14 protein-coding genes are annotated in these 14,795 nt (G+C 63.9%); 9 read left to right on the forward strand and 5 right to left on the reverse strand.

What is annotated here, in order from left to right:
* Positions 1-76: 76 nt before the first annotated feature.
* Both gntR and NKI05_RS19455 read right to left on the reverse strand, forming a co-directional pair.
* Positions 77-1,105 (reverse strand): HTH-type transcriptional regulator GntR, encoded by a 1,029-nt coding sequence (gene gntR, locus NKI05_RS19450; protein WP_023682222.1) that lies wholly within the window; start codon positions 1,103-1,105, stop codon positions 77-79.
* Between the two features lie 159 nt (positions 1,106-1,264).
* Positions 1,265-2,437, reverse strand: coding sequence for an MFS transporter (locus NKI05_RS19455; protein ID WP_050589244.1), 1,173 nt, complete (start codon positions 2,435-2,437; stop codon positions 1,265-1,267).
* A 232-nt stretch (positions 2,438-2,669) separates the two neighbouring features.
* On the opposite strand from NKI05_RS19455, the gene NKI05_RS19460 reads away from it, so the two are divergent.
* The 4 genes from NKI05_RS19460 to mocR all read left to right on the forward strand — a co-directional run bounded on the left by NKI05_RS19460 (position 2,670) and on the right by mocR (position 5,974).
* On the forward strand, positions 2,670-2,957 hold the full coding sequence (locus NKI05_RS19460; protein WP_023673065.1) for a DUF3175 domain-containing protein: 288 nt from the start codon (positions 2,670-2,672) through the stop codon (positions 2,955-2,957).
* A gap of 216 nt (positions 2,958-3,173) precedes the next feature.
* Positions 3,174-4,085, forward strand: coding sequence for a myo-inosose-2 dehydratase (gene iolE / locus NKI05_RS19465; protein WP_023815610.1), 912 nt, complete (start codon positions 3,174-3,176; stop codon positions 4,083-4,085).
* A gap of 214 nt (positions 4,086-4,299) precedes the next feature.
* The gene (locus NKI05_RS19470) at positions 4,300-4,506 is read left to right on the forward strand and encodes a LacI family DNA-binding transcriptional regulator (RefSeq protein ID WP_023815611.1); all 207 of its coding nucleotides are present in this window, start codon (positions 4,300-4,302) and stop codon (positions 4,504-4,506) included.
* A gap of 1 nt (position 4,507) precedes the next feature.
* The gene (mocR, locus tag NKI05_RS19475) at positions 4,508-5,974 is read left to right on the forward strand and encodes a rhizopine catabolism transcriptional regulator MocR (RefSeq protein WP_245261866.1); all 1,467 of its coding nucleotides are present in this window, start codon (positions 4,508-4,510) and stop codon (positions 5,972-5,974) included.
* A gap of 21 nt (positions 5,975-5,995) precedes the next feature.
* Here the strand turns inward: mocR and NKI05_RS19480 are convergent, their stop codons facing one another.
* Positions 5,996-7,240: a DegT/DnrJ/EryC1/StrS family aminotransferase gene (locus NKI05_RS19480; RefSeq protein WP_023815612.1), complete on the reverse strand. Its 1,245-nt coding sequence runs from the start codon at positions 7,238-7,240 to the stop codon at positions 5,996-5,998.
* A gap of 360 nt (positions 7,241-7,600) precedes the next feature.
* Between NKI05_RS19480 and NKI05_RS19485 the strand changes: the two genes are divergently transcribed.
* The 5 genes from NKI05_RS19485 to NKI05_RS19505 all read left to right on the forward strand — a co-directional run bounded on the left by NKI05_RS19485 (position 7,601) and on the right by NKI05_RS19505 (position 12,788).
* Positions 7,601-8,512, forward strand: coding sequence for a polysaccharide deacetylase family protein (locus NKI05_RS19485; protein WP_023815613.1), 912 nt, complete (start codon positions 7,601-7,603; stop codon positions 8,510-8,512).
* Between the two features lie 164 nt (positions 8,513-8,676).
* Positions 8,677-9,543 (forward strand): rhizopine catabolism ABC transporter substrate-binding protein, encoded by an 867-nt coding sequence (locus NKI05_RS19490; protein WP_502898764.1) that lies wholly within the window; start codon positions 8,677-8,679, stop codon positions 9,541-9,543.
* Between the two features lie 157 nt (positions 9,544-9,700).
* Positions 9,701-10,816, forward strand: coding sequence for an ABC transporter permease (locus NKI05_RS19495; protein ID WP_023815614.1), 1,116 nt, complete (start codon positions 9,701-9,703; stop codon positions 10,814-10,816).
* Positions 10,813-11,649, forward strand: a complete 837-nt coding sequence (locus tag NKI05_RS19500; RefSeq protein WP_050593919.1) for an ATP-binding cassette domain-containing protein — start codon at positions 10,813-10,815, stop codon at positions 11,647-11,649. The genes NKI05_RS19495 and NKI05_RS19500 overlap by 4 nt, the downstream gene beginning before the upstream one ends.
* A gap of 32 nt (positions 11,650-11,681) precedes the next feature.
* Positions 11,682-12,788: a Gfo/Idh/MocA family protein gene (locus NKI05_RS19505; RefSeq protein ID WP_023815616.1), complete on the forward strand. Its 1,107-nt coding sequence runs from the start codon at positions 11,682-11,684 to the stop codon at positions 12,786-12,788.
* Between the two features lie 140 nt (positions 12,789-12,928).
* On the opposite strand, the gene NKI05_RS19510 is transcribed toward NKI05_RS19505, so the two are convergent.
* Positions 12,929-13,705, reverse strand: coding sequence for a FadR/GntR family transcriptional regulator (locus NKI05_RS19510; RefSeq protein ID WP_023729409.1), 777 nt, complete (start codon positions 13,703-13,705; stop codon positions 12,929-12,931).
* Between the two features lie 118 nt (positions 13,706-13,823).
* Positions 13,824-14,714, reverse strand: a complete 891-nt coding sequence (locus NKI05_RS19515) for an NAD-dependent epimerase/dehydratase family protein (protein ID WP_023739923.1) — start codon at positions 14,712-14,714, stop codon at positions 13,824-13,826.
* Positions 14,715-14,795 lie beyond the last annotated feature (81 nt).

The raw sequence follows: 14,795 nt of genomic DNA on the forward strand, positions 1-14,795 counted from the left end.
CGTCTGCCCGACGAAAATGGTAGCGCTACCATGACGTTGTGTAAAGCACCATTTGCTGAGGCCGGCCAAAGCGTGTTCAACGTGCGGTGCTCTCGCGGGGCTTGAGTTCGAAACCGAGATCGACGACCCGCTGCTCAGGCCTTCGTCCTGCGATCGCCGCCAGCGCCATGGCGACAGACCGACGGCCGATTTCATAGCGAGGGGTGCGGATACTGGTGAGCGGCGGGAACGCCGCCTGCATCATTTCGAGGTCGTTGAAGCCGACAATGCCGATTGTTTTCGGCACGTTGAGCGCGGCGCTATGGCATTCGAACAAAACGCCGAGCGCGATGTCGTCATTGTTGCAGAAGACGCCGTCGAGCGCCGGCATCTTGGCCAGCGCATCGCGAAGCAGCTCGCGGCCGAGCGTCACGCTGGACAGTAGCGGCGTGGTGGTGACCAGCCGCGGGTCGAACAGGCCGGCCTTCTCCATTGCCGCGCGATAGCCGGCAAGCCGCCGCTGCGAGCGCGGGTCCATGCGTGCGCCGATGAAGCCGATCCGCCGGTAGCCCGCCTCGATCAGATGCTCGGTCGCGGTGCGGCCGCCGTCGAAATGCGAGAAGCCGACCAGCATGTCGACCGGATCGGGCCCGGTCTCCATCACCTGCACCACCGGGCAGCCCGCGCTCTCCAGCAGCTTTCGCGAGGTCGGCGTCTGGTCGATGCCGGCCACGATCAGCGCCGCCGGGCGCTGCGGTGCGAACACCTGCAGCAGGCGCTCCTCCTCGAGGCCGGAATAATGGGTGTTGCCGAGCTGGACGCGGAACGGGCCGTCCGACAGGCTGTCATAGATGCCGCGCACCACTTCGGCGAAGACGTTGTTGGTCAGCGACGGCACCAGCACGCCGAACACATCGGCGCGCGCCGAGGCCAGCGCCCGTGCATTGGGATCCGGGACATAACCGAGTTCGTCGACGGCGGCCTGGATCTGGCGCCGCAGATCCTGGCTGACGCGTTCCGGTTCGCGCAGCGCCCGCGACACGGTGATGGCGCCGACGCCGGCCTTGCGCGCCACATCTGATAGGGTCGGGCGGCCGCCCCCACGACGCGAGCGCGGCTTGGTCATGGACATCCTCCACATGCCGGGCCCCGGCCGCTGCGCCCTTGCGAAACCATGTTCAGCTTTTCCACTGCCACCATGCCAACCGGCTGCTGCCGCACCCACTCGCCTGCTGGCGTCGCGCAGCCAATCGCCCTTGTCAAGCAACAGGGCAATCCTGCCTAATTAAGCCATCAGGGCAGCACTGCGTTTTGCTTTCCACAGCAGCAGCCCGATCGCCACTATGTTCAGCAAGTTCCACGCGATCCCGTTGAGGAACGCGGCGGCGTAAGAGCCGGTCAGGTCGTAGATCCAGCCCGACATCCAGCCACCGATCGCCATGCCGAAGATGGTCGCCATCATGACGATGCCGATACGCTGGCCGGCCTCCCTGGCGGGCAGGTATTCGCGCACGATGATGGCATAGCAAGGCACGATGCCGCCTTGCGACAGGCCGAACACCAGCGACACGACATAGAGCGAGGCAAGCCCGTCGAACGGGATGTAAAACAAGAGCGACAGGCATTGCAGCACGGAACCGAAAAGCAGGGTTTTCACGCCGCCGATGCGGTCGGCGACAAAGCCGGAGGCGAGCCGGCTGACGACGCCCGCCGCCATCATGATCGACAGCATGTCGGCGCCATGCGCAATGCCGTAGCCAAGATCCATGCAATAGGCGACGATGTGCACCTGCGGCATCGACATCGCCACGCAGCAGCCGAGACCGGCAACGATCAGCAGCACCTGTAACGCCGCCGGAGACAGCGAAATCGACTGCACTGTCCGGCTTCCGGGTGAACCGGCGGCAGCCGCCGCCGGAGCAGCGCGCCGCAACAACAGCACCAGGGGCACCATGGTGACTAGGCAGAAGACACCGATGCCGGCATAGGTGAAGCGCCAGCCCTCCGCCTTGATCAGCGTCGGCATGATGGTTGGCCAGAGCGCTCCGGCGAGATAGTTGCCAGCCGCCGCCGCCGTGACGGCGACGCCGCGCCGACGGTTGAACCAGTGCGAGATGTCGGCGATCAGCGGCCCGAAGATCACCGATGTGCCGACACCAATCAGCACGCCCTGGGCAAGGGTGAATTGCAGGATAGAGGTCGACAACGCGGCGAGCAGCAGGCCGGCGGCGAGAGCCACCGAGGATAGCAGTGCCGGGATCCAATACCCCATGCGATCGACCGCGCGGCCAACCAGCACATTGCCGGCGGCGAAGCCGACCATGGTTGCGGTGTAGGGCATCGATGCCGCGGCGCGGTCAACGCCGAACTCGGCCTGCACGGCCGGCAGCACGACGACGACGGCCCACATGCCGACCGCACCGATCGTCGCCAGCAGCATGGAGATGGCAAGCCGCATCCAGGCGTAGCTGCTGTCGATGCCGGGGCTATCCGCCTGATTGGCGACGATCGGGGTCAAGGCGTTTCCTGTCTACGGTCCTGGGAAGTCGATCGTTGTGTCGCCACTATCGGCGCATTCACCGCGACGGGCAGCGCCACAGGGCCATGATCCGTGGCTCCAGCGGCCCGGCGACTTTCTCGGGAACCGGCGGCGGCCTGCCCGAGTTTTTGCGACAGGAAGGAGTTTTGTCATGACCGCGAAAAAGAAATGGTCGGCCGAGGTGACCGAGCACAGCGATGCGATGGACCTCGAGGACCACATCTTCGAAGCCGACGACGCCAGGAAGATCGCGGCCTCGCTCAAGCGCTCGGCCGAGCACAGCGACCGCCGCAAGGCCGAGCCGTTTCAGTCGGCCATGTCGATGCTGAATTTCTACATCAACCGCGCCGGCAAGAACCTGCCGCAGGCGCGCCGGAAAGTGCTCGAGGACGCCAAGGACGAACTGCGCGCGGCCTTCGGAAGGCCGCAGCAGGATTAATGCATGTCGCTCAAAAGTGGCGCCGGTTTTGAGACAACGACATGCATAAAACGAAGACATAAAGCGCGTCGACTTAGTCCGTTCAAACGGGAAGCGCTTTTAGCGCTCCCGATTGGTTCTGCCAAATTTACCTCAACTGGACCTAGTGACAGGTCCTCTTTCCCCTCAGTTTGCCGGCCTCGGCTTTGTGGTTCCCCGAGCCTTTGAAGTAGCGGCATGACGGTCAAGATCGGCATCAATCCAATCACCTGGAGCAATGACGATGTTCCCGCACTCGGCGGGGATACGCCGCTCGCGACATGTCTGTCGGAAACCAGGCAGGCCGGCTATCGCGGCACCGAACTCGGCGGCAAATTCCCCAGGCGAAGCGACGAGCTTGGACCGATCCTGTCTTCTTACGGACTGGAGCTCGTCTCCGGCTGGTATGACGGCCGCATTCTGGACCGCACGGTCGACGAGGAATTCGCCGCCATCACCTCGCATCTGACCCTGCTGCGCGACCTCGGCGCCAAGGTCGTCGTCTATGCCGACACCTCGCGCGGCCGTCATGACGGCATTTTCGCGCCGATCTCACAGCGTCCGCGCCTCGCTGACGGCGAATGGACTGCCTATGGCGAGAAGCTGACCGAACTCGCCGACCGCATGGCTGCCTTCGGCGTCGGCATGGCTTTCCATCACCATATGGGCACCATCGTCGAGAGCGATGACGAGGTCGACAGGCTGATGGCCGCAACCGGCAAGAGCGTCGGCCTGCTGTTCGATACCGGCCATTGTCTGTTCTCAGGCGGCGACCCGGCCTCCCTCCTGAACCGGCATCTCGACCGCATCGTGCATTTCCATTGCAAGGACGTCCGCGCGGCCGTGCTGGAGAAGGCACGGCGCGAGGACATGAGTTTCATGGCGGCAGTGATTGAAGGGATTTTCACTGTGCCCGGCGACGGTTCCGTCGATTTCCTGTCGCTATTGAAGCCGCTGGCCAAGCGCGGCTTCGAAGGCTGGATCGTCGTCGAGGCCGAACAGGACCCGGCCAAGGCACATCCCTTGACCTATGCCACGAAGGGCTACGCCTCGCTTCTCGCCACGGCCCGCAAGGCCGGGTTCGAGGTGGCTACACGAGACATGGCCTGACCACCGCCGGGGGGCTGGTGGTTGGGCCGGTTGGGCGCGCGCCTCGGTAGGGGTAGCGACGCGAAAGCGCCCGGCGATCCGCGCCGCCGCCCTCCCTTGGCGGCGCGGATCGCACAGTTCTTGGCATCGAATTTTCGACCCCGGAGTTGCCGGCCCGGCGTTTCCAGCTTGAGGCTGGCGACGAGGCATGCCTTGATGCGGATGGAGGAGCGACATGGCATTCGAGGCGGCACTCGGCATGGAACGGCTTTGCACCATCCGTGAGATCGCCGAGAAGGCGGAACTCGGCGCGGCAACCGTTCACCGCGCGCTGAAGAACAGCCGTGAGGTCCGTCCCGCAACCAGACGGCTGGTGCTGGAGACTGTCTGCCTGCTTAACGAAGAAAAGATCGCCCGCGCCGCCAGGTTCGTCGGAGACTAGCTTGGCCGACCATATGCGCCTTTCCCTCGACATCATGTCGGTCGACCGCGGCTCGGACGAACCGATGCACCGACAGATCTATGGCGCCTTGCGGCGCTTCATCCTCGACGGCCAGATTCAGCAGAACACGCTGCTTCCTTCGACACGCTCGCTGGCCGAGGATCTCAAGGTCGGCCGCAACACGGTGATCGCCGCCTACGACCAGCTGCTCGCCGAAGGTTTTATCGAGGCGCGCGCCGGGTCCGGCACCTGGGTGGCGCCGATCCAGCAGAAACGCCCGCCGGCCGCGCTGCGCGCCGGCCTCGCCGCCCCGCAAAAACTTTCGCGGCGTGGCCAGACCATCGTCAACGGCCCGCAGCCGCCGCGCAATGCCGGCGTCATCAACTTCCATCCCGGCGTGCCGGAAACCGCGTCCTTCCCCTTCACCATCTGGTCGAGCCTTCTGGTGCGCAATGCCCGCAGCCGCGACGAGAACTTGCTCGGCTATATCTCCTTTGCCGGCCATCCCGGTCTGCGCCAGGCCATCGCCTCGACCATCAGCCTGTCGCGCGGCATCAACTGCACCGCCGACCAGGTCATCATCGTCACCGGCGCGCAGGCGGCACTCGACCTCGCTTCGCGCGTGCTGATGGACGAAGGCGACCATGTCTGGATGGAAGAGCCCGGCTATCTCGGCGCCAAGAGCGCCTTTCTCGCCAGCGGCGCGCAGCTTGCGCCCTTGAAGGTCGATCGCCTTGGATGGCATCTCGCAGACCCAGAGCTGCCGCCGCCGCGCCTGATCTATGTGACGCCATCCTGCCAGTGGCCGTTCGGCACCATCATGCGCATCGAGGAACGGCTGCAGTTGCTCGACATCGCCGAGCGCCACGGCGCCTGGATCGTCGAGGACGATTATGACGGCGAGTACCGGTACCGTGGCCGGCCGGTGCCGGCGCTGCGCGGCCTCGATCATGCCGACCGCGTCGTCTATATTGGTTCCTTCGGCAAGACGCTGATCCCGGCGCTTCGCATCGGCTATCTCATCGTACCCCGCGAACTGTCCGTGCCCTTCGACCGTGCCGTCTCGATCACCGGCCAGTTCGCGCCGCTGATCCTGCAGGCGACGGTCAACGACTTCATCACGCAAGGCTATTTCGCCACACATCTGAAACGCATGCGCCGCCTTTATGCGCGCCGGCAAGCCAATTTCGTCAAGCTGTGCCAGGAGCATCTGGCCGAATGGCTGACAGTGACCGAGAACGATTCCGGCATGCAACTGCTGGCCAGTTTTGTCCGACCCTACAAGGACAGTGACGTCGTCGCCGCCGCCGTCAAGGAGGGCCTCGACGTGCAGGGCATCTCGATCAACTACCATTCGAGCGAGCCGGAACACGGCCTGCTGCTCGGCTATGCCGCGATGGACGAACGCCAGATCCTGCGCGCGGTGCTGGCGTTGCGCGCTGCCTTCATGCGGCTGGACCGGCAATAGGCCGATCCAGCGCTGAGCGCTTCAATTCACACTATCGAATTTCTGCAGATCGACGGGCGCTGCCTTGCGCACCTCGACATCGTCCAGCGAGGCATTCTCCAGCGCCACACGGGCCGCCGCATCGATGTTATGGATCATGTCGTCGATGTCGGCGTCGCCATGCGCCGGATTCATCGCGATCATCACCGTGCGGTTGAGGATGTCGAGAGAACCCTTGCCGAGGTCGTCGGCATAGGTCAGCCGCAGGCCCTTGTTTTCCGGCAGCGTGTACGGATTGAGCGCCGGATGATGCGCGCCCTCATGCATCAGCACCTGGTCCCACTGGGTGAAATTGTGGCGGCCGGTCTTGCCGGCAATGACGCTCGGAATGGTCTTCGAAAAAGTCTGCGCCGCCTGTTCGCTGGGCAGCAGATACATCACCTGCGCCGCGCAATCGTCGTCGGGGCTGTTCATCGGCGACGGCGTCAGACCGAGATTGCCGAGATGGCGCGTGCCGGCCAGCACCTTCTTCTTCTCCGCCCGCATCGCCTCGATGATGCCGTCGAGACGGTCGAGCTGGACATTGAGCATCGCGCCCATCAATTCCGAGGCGCGCGCGCCGATGCCGGCGAACGGCTTGATGCTGTCGCTGCGGCCCTGCCAGTAGAAGTGGCAGGGGTCGATGGCGCAGCGCGCCCGCTCGGCCACTTTCGGATAGCTGGTGGCGATGCCGCCGCCCTCGCCCGACGTCATGTTCTTGAAGTAGTTGAAGGAGTAGGCGCCGGCATGGCCGATGGAGCCGAGCTTCTTGCCCTCATAGCCGCCGCCAATGCCCTGGCAGACATCTTCCAGCACGAGCAGACCGCGTTTTTTAGCGATGTCCATGATCGCGTTCATGTTGCAGGCCGCACCCCACATATGTACCGGGATGACCGCCTTGGTGCGCGGGCCGATGGCGTCGCGCAGAGCGGCCGGGTCGATGGTCAGGCTCTCGTCGATGTCGACAATGACCGGAATGGCGCCGACCGACAGCACTGCTGTGGCGGTCGCCATATAGGTGTGCGCCGGCACCAGCACCTCATCGCCCGGGCCGATGCCGAGGCCGATCAGGCCGGCGGCGAGCCCATAGGTGCCGCTGGCGGCAAGCGCGAAATGCTCGACGCCGAGATGCCTTGCATAGCGGGCCTCGAAGCGGTTGCACTCGCTGTTCTCGCCATAGCGAAACAGCGCGCCCGAGCGGATCACCCTGGCAATGGCTTCGATCTCTTCTTCGCCGGCGGTGTACATGGCAAGTCTCCACATCGCTTGATGGTGTGAAAGCAGTACGCCTGCGGCCGCCGTTTGAAAGAACCACTCCGCTGCGATCGGACCAAGCCATCCTGCTCACGTCGGAGCGGCGTTTAGCGCCGACTGTGGGCATATCGAATGAAATCGACATTCCAGAATGCAGGCCCGCGGAAAAATCGTACCCATCCGAATTCGTCGAAGTGGCCCTGTCGGAAAGCCCGCGTTGGGCGTTCCATCGCGTCCAGTTGGGCAAACGGTCGGTTCCATGCAGCACGGGACACACTTTGGAAGACCCTCGAAACCGGGGTGCCGGCAAGATGGTGGCCGGCAAGATGGTGGCCGGCAAAACGGTGGCCGTCCATGACGCGACAGCTCGTCCTGCATGAAGACGATGTCGGCATGTGCCATGGCGCCAACAGCGCCTTCCTCGAACTGACCGCACTGGGCGCCTGCAGCTCCGGCGCCGTGATGGTGCCGTGCCCATGGTTCCCTGAGATGGCCGAAGCGGCAGCCGCCGATCCCCGGCTCGATCTCGGCGTCCACCTGACGCTGAACAGCGAAAAGCAGCACTACAAATGGCGGCCGCTGACGTCGCCGTCGCGCGCGGCCGGCCTGACGGACGAGTTCGGCTATTTCTGGCCCGATGTCGCGACCACCCGCCGCAAGGCAGCACCGCAAGCGGTGGAAACCGAGCTTCGCGCCCAGATCGACACCGCCTACCGCGCCGGCATCGACGTCACTCATCTTGACGCCCATATGGGGGCAGCGCTGTCGCCGGAGTTTTGCGACGTCTACATCAAGCTCGGCCTGGAATATCGGCTGCCGGTGCTGTTGACCAAAACGCTGTCGGCCTATTCGCCCAACGACAATCTGGTCGGCGTCACCGAAGCGGCGTTCCAGCGCGGCGTCACTGGAGCCCGCGCCAAAGGCTTTGTCATCTTCGACGCCGCCATTCAGACGACCTGGGGCCGTCCACGCTCCAAGCCGATAGAGCCAGCCTACAAGGCATTGGTCGAAGGGGTCCGTGAAGGCCTGACCTTCTTTTGCCTGCACTTCAACGCGCCGGGCGAGCTCGAACTGATCGAGCCGCGCTCCGCCTATATCCGCACCGAGGAATATGAACTCTTCCGCGACCAGGCTTTTCGCGACTGGCTCGGCGCGCAGGACATCGACATCATCGGCATGAAGCCGTTGCGCGAGGAACTGCGTGCACGGCTCGGGGCATCGACACCGGCAAAGGCCCGCAAAGCGGCCACCCGGTCAGCGCCGTAAGCCGATCCGTCGGCCAACAGCGCAAAGAGGGAATTGGAACTGCAACGACAATGGGAGAATGACATGAAGACTGTTCTGAAACTGGCGCTCGGCGCGCTTGTCTCGATGAGTATGCTGGCGGGCGTCGTGCAGGCCGCGGGCCTAAGGACCCGAAGGATGTCCGCATCACCTTCGTGGTGCATGGCTCGGCCTCCGATCCCTACTGGTCGGTGGTCAAGCGCGGCGTCGACGATGCGGCGGCGCTCACCGGCGCCAAGGTCGAATATTATGCGCCGCAAGTGTTCGACGTGGTCGAACAGGCCCGCCTGCTCGACGCGGCCATCGCCACCAATCCCGACGGCATCGCCGTCTCCATTGCCGACGCCAATGCGCTTGGTAAATCGGTCAAGGCCGGCCTTGCCGCCAACATTCCGATGGTCGTCCTGGATTCCGGCGAGAAGGAAGGCGCCGAACTCGGCACCTCTCTCTACGTCGGCACAGTCTCCGAATATGATTCCGGCAAGAAGGCGGGCGAGCGGCTGGCCAAGGAAGGCACGCTCAAGGTCGTCTGCATCAACCACGAGGTCGGCAATGTCAGCCTCGACCAGCGCTGCCAGGGGTTGAATGACGGGCTGAAGCCGTCAGGCGGCGGCACCGAGGTGCTTACCGTGTCGCCCGATCCGGCCGACATCCAGCGCCGCACCGAGGCCTATCTGTCGGCGCATCCCGACACCCAGGCCGTCTTCGCGCTCGGCGCCACCGCCGCCAATCCGCTGATCCCGTTCTTCCGGCAGAAGGAACTGTTCGGCAAGATCAAACTCTACACCTTCGACATCAGCCCCGAAGTCCTGGATTCCGTCGTCGCCGGCGAAATGGGCTTCGGCATGGACGCCCAGCAATATCTGATGGGATACCTGCCGGTGATCTATCTGGTCGAGCATGCCACACATGGCTTCTGGCCGCAGAACAACGCCTACACCGGGCCGCTGTTCATCGACTCGCCCGACAAGGCCAAGGCGATCCTGGCGCTCGCCAAGGACGGCATCCGCTAAGGCAAGACCAAAACGGATCGGGGAGCCGCCATGCGCTCCCCGTCTCTGGTCGAGATTGCGAAGTGAGCGATTGGGGAGCCTAATGGCTGTTGTGGAAGACAAGGCGATACCTCCAGAAGCGCCGGCCCCCGGGGTACTGGGCAAGGACCGTTTCGGCATGACGTCGAAACGGGCTGCCGGCACTGACGAGCGGCTGGCCAGCACCGGCCGGCTGACGCAATGGCTGCGCCGGCCCGAAGCCGGTGCCGCCGGCGGCCTCATCGCCACCATCATCATCTTCGCCCTGCTGCCGGGTGCGTCGAACCTCTATTCGCTGCAGGGGTCGATGACCTTCCTGACGCTGGCAGCCGAACTCGGCATCATCGCCACGGCCGCAGCCCTTCTCATCATCGCCGGCGAGTTCGATCTCTCCGTCGGCTCGATGGTCGGCTTCGCCGGCGTCGTCATCGGGCTGACGGTGAAATATTGGGGCCTGCCGCTGTGGGGCGGCATCGCCTGCGCCTTCGCTGTCGCCATCCTCACCGGCTACGTCAACGGCCTGATCGTGGTGAAGACCCGCCTGCCCTCCTTCATCGTGACGCTGGCGTCGCTCTACATCCTGCGCGGCCTGTCGATCGGCATCACCCGCGCCGTCACCGGCCGCACGCAGATCCCCTACATCCTCGACGGCGCACCGGACCCGGCAACCGCGGGCCTGTTCAACGGCCATCTCCTGACCGGCTTCTTCCAATGGATGGGCACGCAAGGCTGGATCGCCACCCGCACCGACGGCATTCCCTTCGTCGTCGGCATTCCGATGTCGATCGTCTGGTGGCTCGGCCTGACAGCGCTTGCCGGCTATGTCTTGACCCAGACCAAATACGGCAACTGGATATTCGCCACCGGCGGCGACCTCAATGCCGCCCGCAATGTCGGCGTGCCGGTCGACCGGGTTAAGATCGCGCTGTTCATCTACACCGCCTGTGCCGCGACCTTGCTTGCCACCATCCAGGTGATGGAGGCCGGCTCCGCCGACACCACGCGCGGCCTGCTCAAGGAATTCGAGGCGATCATCGCCGCGGTCATCGGCGGCGTGCTGCTGACCGGCGGCTACGGCACCGTCTATGGCGTGCTGTTCGGCGCGCTGATCTTCGGCCTGGTGCAGATGGGCATCTTCTACACCGGCATCGACACCGACTGGTTCAAGGTCTTCCTCGGCATCGTCATTTTGATGGCCGTGCTGGTCAACAACTACATCCGCCTCAAGGCGCTCGGACGCGGAGGCGGCAAATGACCTACCCAAACCCATCCCCGGCCATTCAGCCAGCCATGGAATTACGTGGTGTGTCGGTCAATTTCGGCTCGGTGCGCGCGCTGCAGGATATCGACATCAAGGTCTATCCCGGCGAGGTGCACTGCCTGCTCGGCGACAACGGCGCCGGCAAGTCGACACTGATCAAGGTTCTGTCGGGCGTGCACCGGCCGACCAAGGGCGAGATTTTCGTCGACGGCAAGCCCGTCAGCTTCCGCAGCCCGCGCGACGCGCAGGACCTCGGCGTCGCGACGGTCTTCCAGGACCTCGGCATGATCTCGCTGATGTCGATCACGCGCAACTTCTTCCTCGGCCGCGAGCCGACCAGAAGCCGCCTGCCCTTCTCGCGCTTCGACAAGGAGCGCGCCAACACAATTGCCCGTCAGGCGATGGCCGATATCGGCATCGACGTGCGCGACCCGACACAGGCAGTCGGCACGCTGTCGGGCGGCGAGCGCCAGTCGGTGGCCATCGCGCGCGCAGTCCACTTCGGCGCAAAGGTGCTGATCCTTGACGAGCCGACCTCGGCGCTCGGCGTGCATCAGGCGGCCATGGTGCTGAAATTCATCATCGAGGCGCGCATGCGCGGGCTGGCGGTGATCTTCATCAGCCACAACATCCACCACGCCTACCCTGTCGGTGACACTTTCACGCTGCTCAACCGCGGCCGCAATCGCGGCACATACGCCAAGTCCGAGATCTCGCGCGACGAGGTGATTTCCATCATGTCGGGCGGCGAGGATCTGAAGGCGGTGGAAGCTGAGATTGCCGGGCTCTTGGCGCAGATCGGCAACCGGCCGGCCGCCGCACCCTGAGCCTGGAACACTTTGCAGAGAGTAATAACAGCATGAGCAGGATACGCGTTGGCGTCATCGGCGCCGGCATGATCTCGCAGGTCGAGCACATTCCAAACCTGTTGCGGCTCGGCGACCTGTTCGAACTGGTCGGCGTTGCCGACCCGTCAAGGATTTCGCGGGAATATGTCAGCGAAATTCACGGCATCGCCAATTTCGAAACGCCGGAGCAACTGTTCGACCATAAGCTCGACGCTGTCGTGATCGGCTCGCCCGACCCGCTGCATCACGAGCAGGTGCTGGCCGCACTCGGGCGCGGCCTGCATGTCTTCTGCGAAAAGCCGCTCTGCTATTCCCCGGCGGAAATCGCCGAGATCATCGCCGCGCGCGATAAGGCCGGCAAGGTCATGCAGGTCGGCTATATGAAGCGCTTCGATCCGAGCTACCGGCTGGCGCTGGCCTCGCTGCCCGGCACGGCAAAGACGTTGCGGTCCGTCTCTGTCGAGGTCAACGATCCCGACGCCTGGCCGTTCATCGCCCACCAGCGCTACAAGCGCGGCAACGATATTCCCAAGGACCTGATTGCCGCCGCTCAAAGCAAGCAGAAACAACAGGTCGAACGCGCTATCGGCCAGCCTTTGAACGATCTGGCTTTCCGTGGATTTATCGGCGCTTACAGCTCCGCCTTGATTCACGATGTGAATGCCGTACACGGCCTGCTCGACGCGCTCAGCGTGCCGGATGGCGAGGTCGTCGGCGCGCAGATCTTCGCCAATGGCGATGGCGGCCAGGGCGCAGTAAAACTGCTCGACTGCCAGGCGCTGTGGACGATGACGCATCTCACCGTGCCGAAGCTCGCCGACTACAAGGAACGCATCACGCTCTTCTTCGACGATGCCAGCCTTGAGCTCGAATTCCCCTCGCCCTGGCTCAACCATCATCCGACCCGGCTGACTGTGAAGACCTCGGACGGCCACACACTGTCGACAAGGGATCTGCGTGCCGGCTACGGCGAAGCCTTCGTCGAGGAACTGCGCGGCTTCTGGGGTGCGATCGTCAATGGCGACGAGGTGGTCAACCGCCCCGAGCACGCCGCCCGCGACCAGGCGCTGCTGGTCGCGCTGACCAGGCAGCACCTGGCCACTTCGCAGGCCGGCTGAGCGCTCGCAGGATGTGTTGAGATTCAGGTCAGGCCGCGCCGAAAACGTTGGATTTCGAGAACCGGAGCGGAGCGTACTTAAGTACGTGAAGCGCGAAAGCCGGCGTTTGCAGGCCGGCCTCACCTGAATATCAGCATATCCTACCGGGTGTTGATGACGCCGTCGGTATTGGCGAGCAGCTTGCGCACCGCGTTGCGGGCCGCCTCCGGCCGCTGCAGGCGGATGGCCTTCTCGATCGCCTCGTGCAGTTGCTGTGCATGCTGCAGATCGTCGAGTTCGCGCGTCGTATAGGTGAACAGATGATCGAAGGCGGATTCGATCAGCACGCCGAGCGGCACCAGCAGATCGTTGCCGGAGGCGCGCAGGATGGCCAGATGGAAACGCGTATCGGCGCGCGTGCGCTCCTGCAGGCTCGGCGCCTCGCCCATCTCGCGGCAGGCCTGGCTGATCTCGGCCATCTGCTCTTCGGTGCGTCGCATGGCGGCGAAGGCAGTCGCTTCCGGCTCGATGATATGGCGGAATTCCTGCACCGTCTTCAGGAACACCTCACGGTCGGGCGCGGTCGCGTACCAGGCGAGCACATCGCGATCGAGCAGGTTCCAGCGCTCCCTGGGCTCCACCCAGCTGCCGATCTTGGGGCGCGATGCCAGAAGGCTTTTGGCCATCAGCATCTTGATCGCCTCACGCACCGCCGAGCGGCTGACGTTGAAGGTTTCGGACCATTTGGCTTCATTGGGCAGGATGGTGCCCGGCGGATAGTCGCCGCGCACGATCCGAAGCCCGATTTCGCTGGCCAGCGAGGCATGCACGCTGGTGCCGGGCATCCGGGTGGCGTCAGCCCGCCGAACGGCAGCCGGGCGCTCGGCTGTCTCAGTCTTGTCAGACTTCTTTCCCTTATTCGGCTTTCCGTCCCTCATGCATCCACAAAGTCCGGATTTCGAAAGCTGTCAAGCAGAGGGCCGGGCGCAGGCGGCAAAGCCTGTGGCTGTGCACAGATCAGGTTACAACCTTGCCCCAAAGCCCAATTTGCCAGACCTATTTGACGTATTTGCGCCAACTGTGCTCGGGACGGAAGCCGAGCATGTCCCTGGCCTTGCGGTTGGAAAGCAGCGTTTCATATTCGCCGAGCTTCGTCTTGACCGGCACGTCGGGATAAAACCGCTTCAACAGTTCCGCTGTCGGCAGGTCGGACGAGGTATCGTCATTGGCGGCGTTGAACACCTGGAAGCCGAGCCCGTCCGTTTCAACGGCGCGCAGCGCGATCTGGCCGAGATCGCGCGCGTCGACATAGCTCCAGGCGATGCGCTTGCGAAAGCCCGGATCGGCAAACCACTTCGGAAACAGCGAATATTCGTGCGGCTCGATGACGTTGCCGATGCGCAAGGCATAGATATCGGTGCCGTTGCGCTGCGCAAAGGCGCGCGCCGTGTGCTCGTTGACGACCTTGGACAGAGCATAGCTGTCCATCGGATCGACGTCGTATTCTTCGTCGAGGGGAAAATATTTGGGGTCGCGCGGTTCATTGGCGAACACCACGCCATAGGTGGTCTCGCTGGACGCGATCACCACCTTGGGGATGCCAAGCTTCACCGCCGCCTCGATGACGTTGTAGGTGCCCATCGCATTGGTGCGGAACACCTCATTGTCGGTCGTGATCATGATGCGCGGTATGGCGGCGAAATGCACCACGGCATCGACCGGCTGCGGGCGCAGCGACGGATCGAATTCATGCAGGCCCATATAGCTCGACAGCGCGTTGAACACCTGGCCGCTGTCGGTGATGTCGGTGATCAGCGTGCGTACCTTGGGATTGTCGAGCGGCTTGGTGTCGATGTTGAGCACCTGGCAGCCCTGTTCGACCAGATATTGCACGACATGGCGACCGGCCTTGCCGCTGCCGCCGGTGAACATGATCCGCTTCGTCATTTTCGTCTCCAATGCCTAGGATTTCTGTGTATTGTCAGACAATATGGCATTCTGCAACCACCCTTCGCCCGCAAGACGGCG

The sequence above is a fragment of the Mesorhizobium sp. M0771 genome, assembly GCF_040320155.1.
Classification (GTDB): Bacteria; Pseudomonadota; Alphaproteobacteria; order Rhizobiales; family Rhizobiaceae; genus Mesorhizobium.

Excerpts from the sequence above, each read along its gene's own strand:
- NKI05_RS19455 (WP_050589244.1), bottom strand. The coding sequence starts at position 2,437 with ATGCGGCTTGCCATCTCCATGCTGCTGGCGACGATCGGTGCGGTCGGC.
- NKI05_RS19460 (WP_023673065.1), top strand. The coding sequence starts at position 2,670 with ATGACCGCGAAAAAGAAATGGTCGGCCGAGGTGACCGAGCACAGCGAT.
- NKI05_RS19515 (WP_023739923.1), bottom strand. The coding sequence starts at position 14,714 with ATGACGAAGCGGATCATGTTCACCGGCGGCAGCGGCAAGGCCGGTCGC.
- NKI05_RS19480 (WP_023815612.1), bottom strand. The coding sequence starts at position 7,240 with ATGTACACCGCCGGCGAAGAAGAGATCGAAGCCATTGCCAGGGTGATC.
- NKI05_RS19510 (WP_023729409.1), bottom strand. The coding sequence starts at position 13,705 with ATGAGGGACGGAAAGCCGAATAAGGGAAAGAAGTCTGACAAGACTGAG.
- NKI05_RS19500 (WP_050593919.1), top strand. The coding sequence starts at position 10,813 with ATGACCTACCCAAACCCATCCCCGGCCATTCAGCCAGCCATGGAATTA.
- NKI05_RS19470 (WP_023815611.1), top strand. The coding sequence starts at position 4,300 with ATGGCATTCGAGGCGGCACTCGGCATGGAACGGCTTTGCACCATCCGT.
- NKI05_RS19505 (WP_023815616.1), top strand. The coding sequence starts at position 11,682 with ATGAGCAGGATACGCGTTGGCGTCATCGGCGCCGGCATGATCTCGCAG.
- NKI05_RS19485 (WP_023815613.1), top strand. The coding sequence starts at position 7,601 with ATGACGCGACAGCTCGTCCTGCATGAAGACGATGTCGGCATGTGCCAT.
- iolE (WP_023815610.1), top strand. The coding sequence starts at position 3,174 with ATGACGGTCAAGATCGGCATCAATCCAATCACCTGGAGCAATGACGAT.
- NKI05_RS19495 (WP_023815614.1), top strand. The coding sequence starts at position 9,701 with ATGACGTCGAAACGGGCTGCCGGCACTGACGAGCGGCTGGCCAGCACC.
- gntR (WP_023682222.1), bottom strand. The coding sequence starts at position 1,105 with ATGACCAAGCCGCGCTCGCGTCGTGGGGGCGGCCGCCCGACCCTATCA.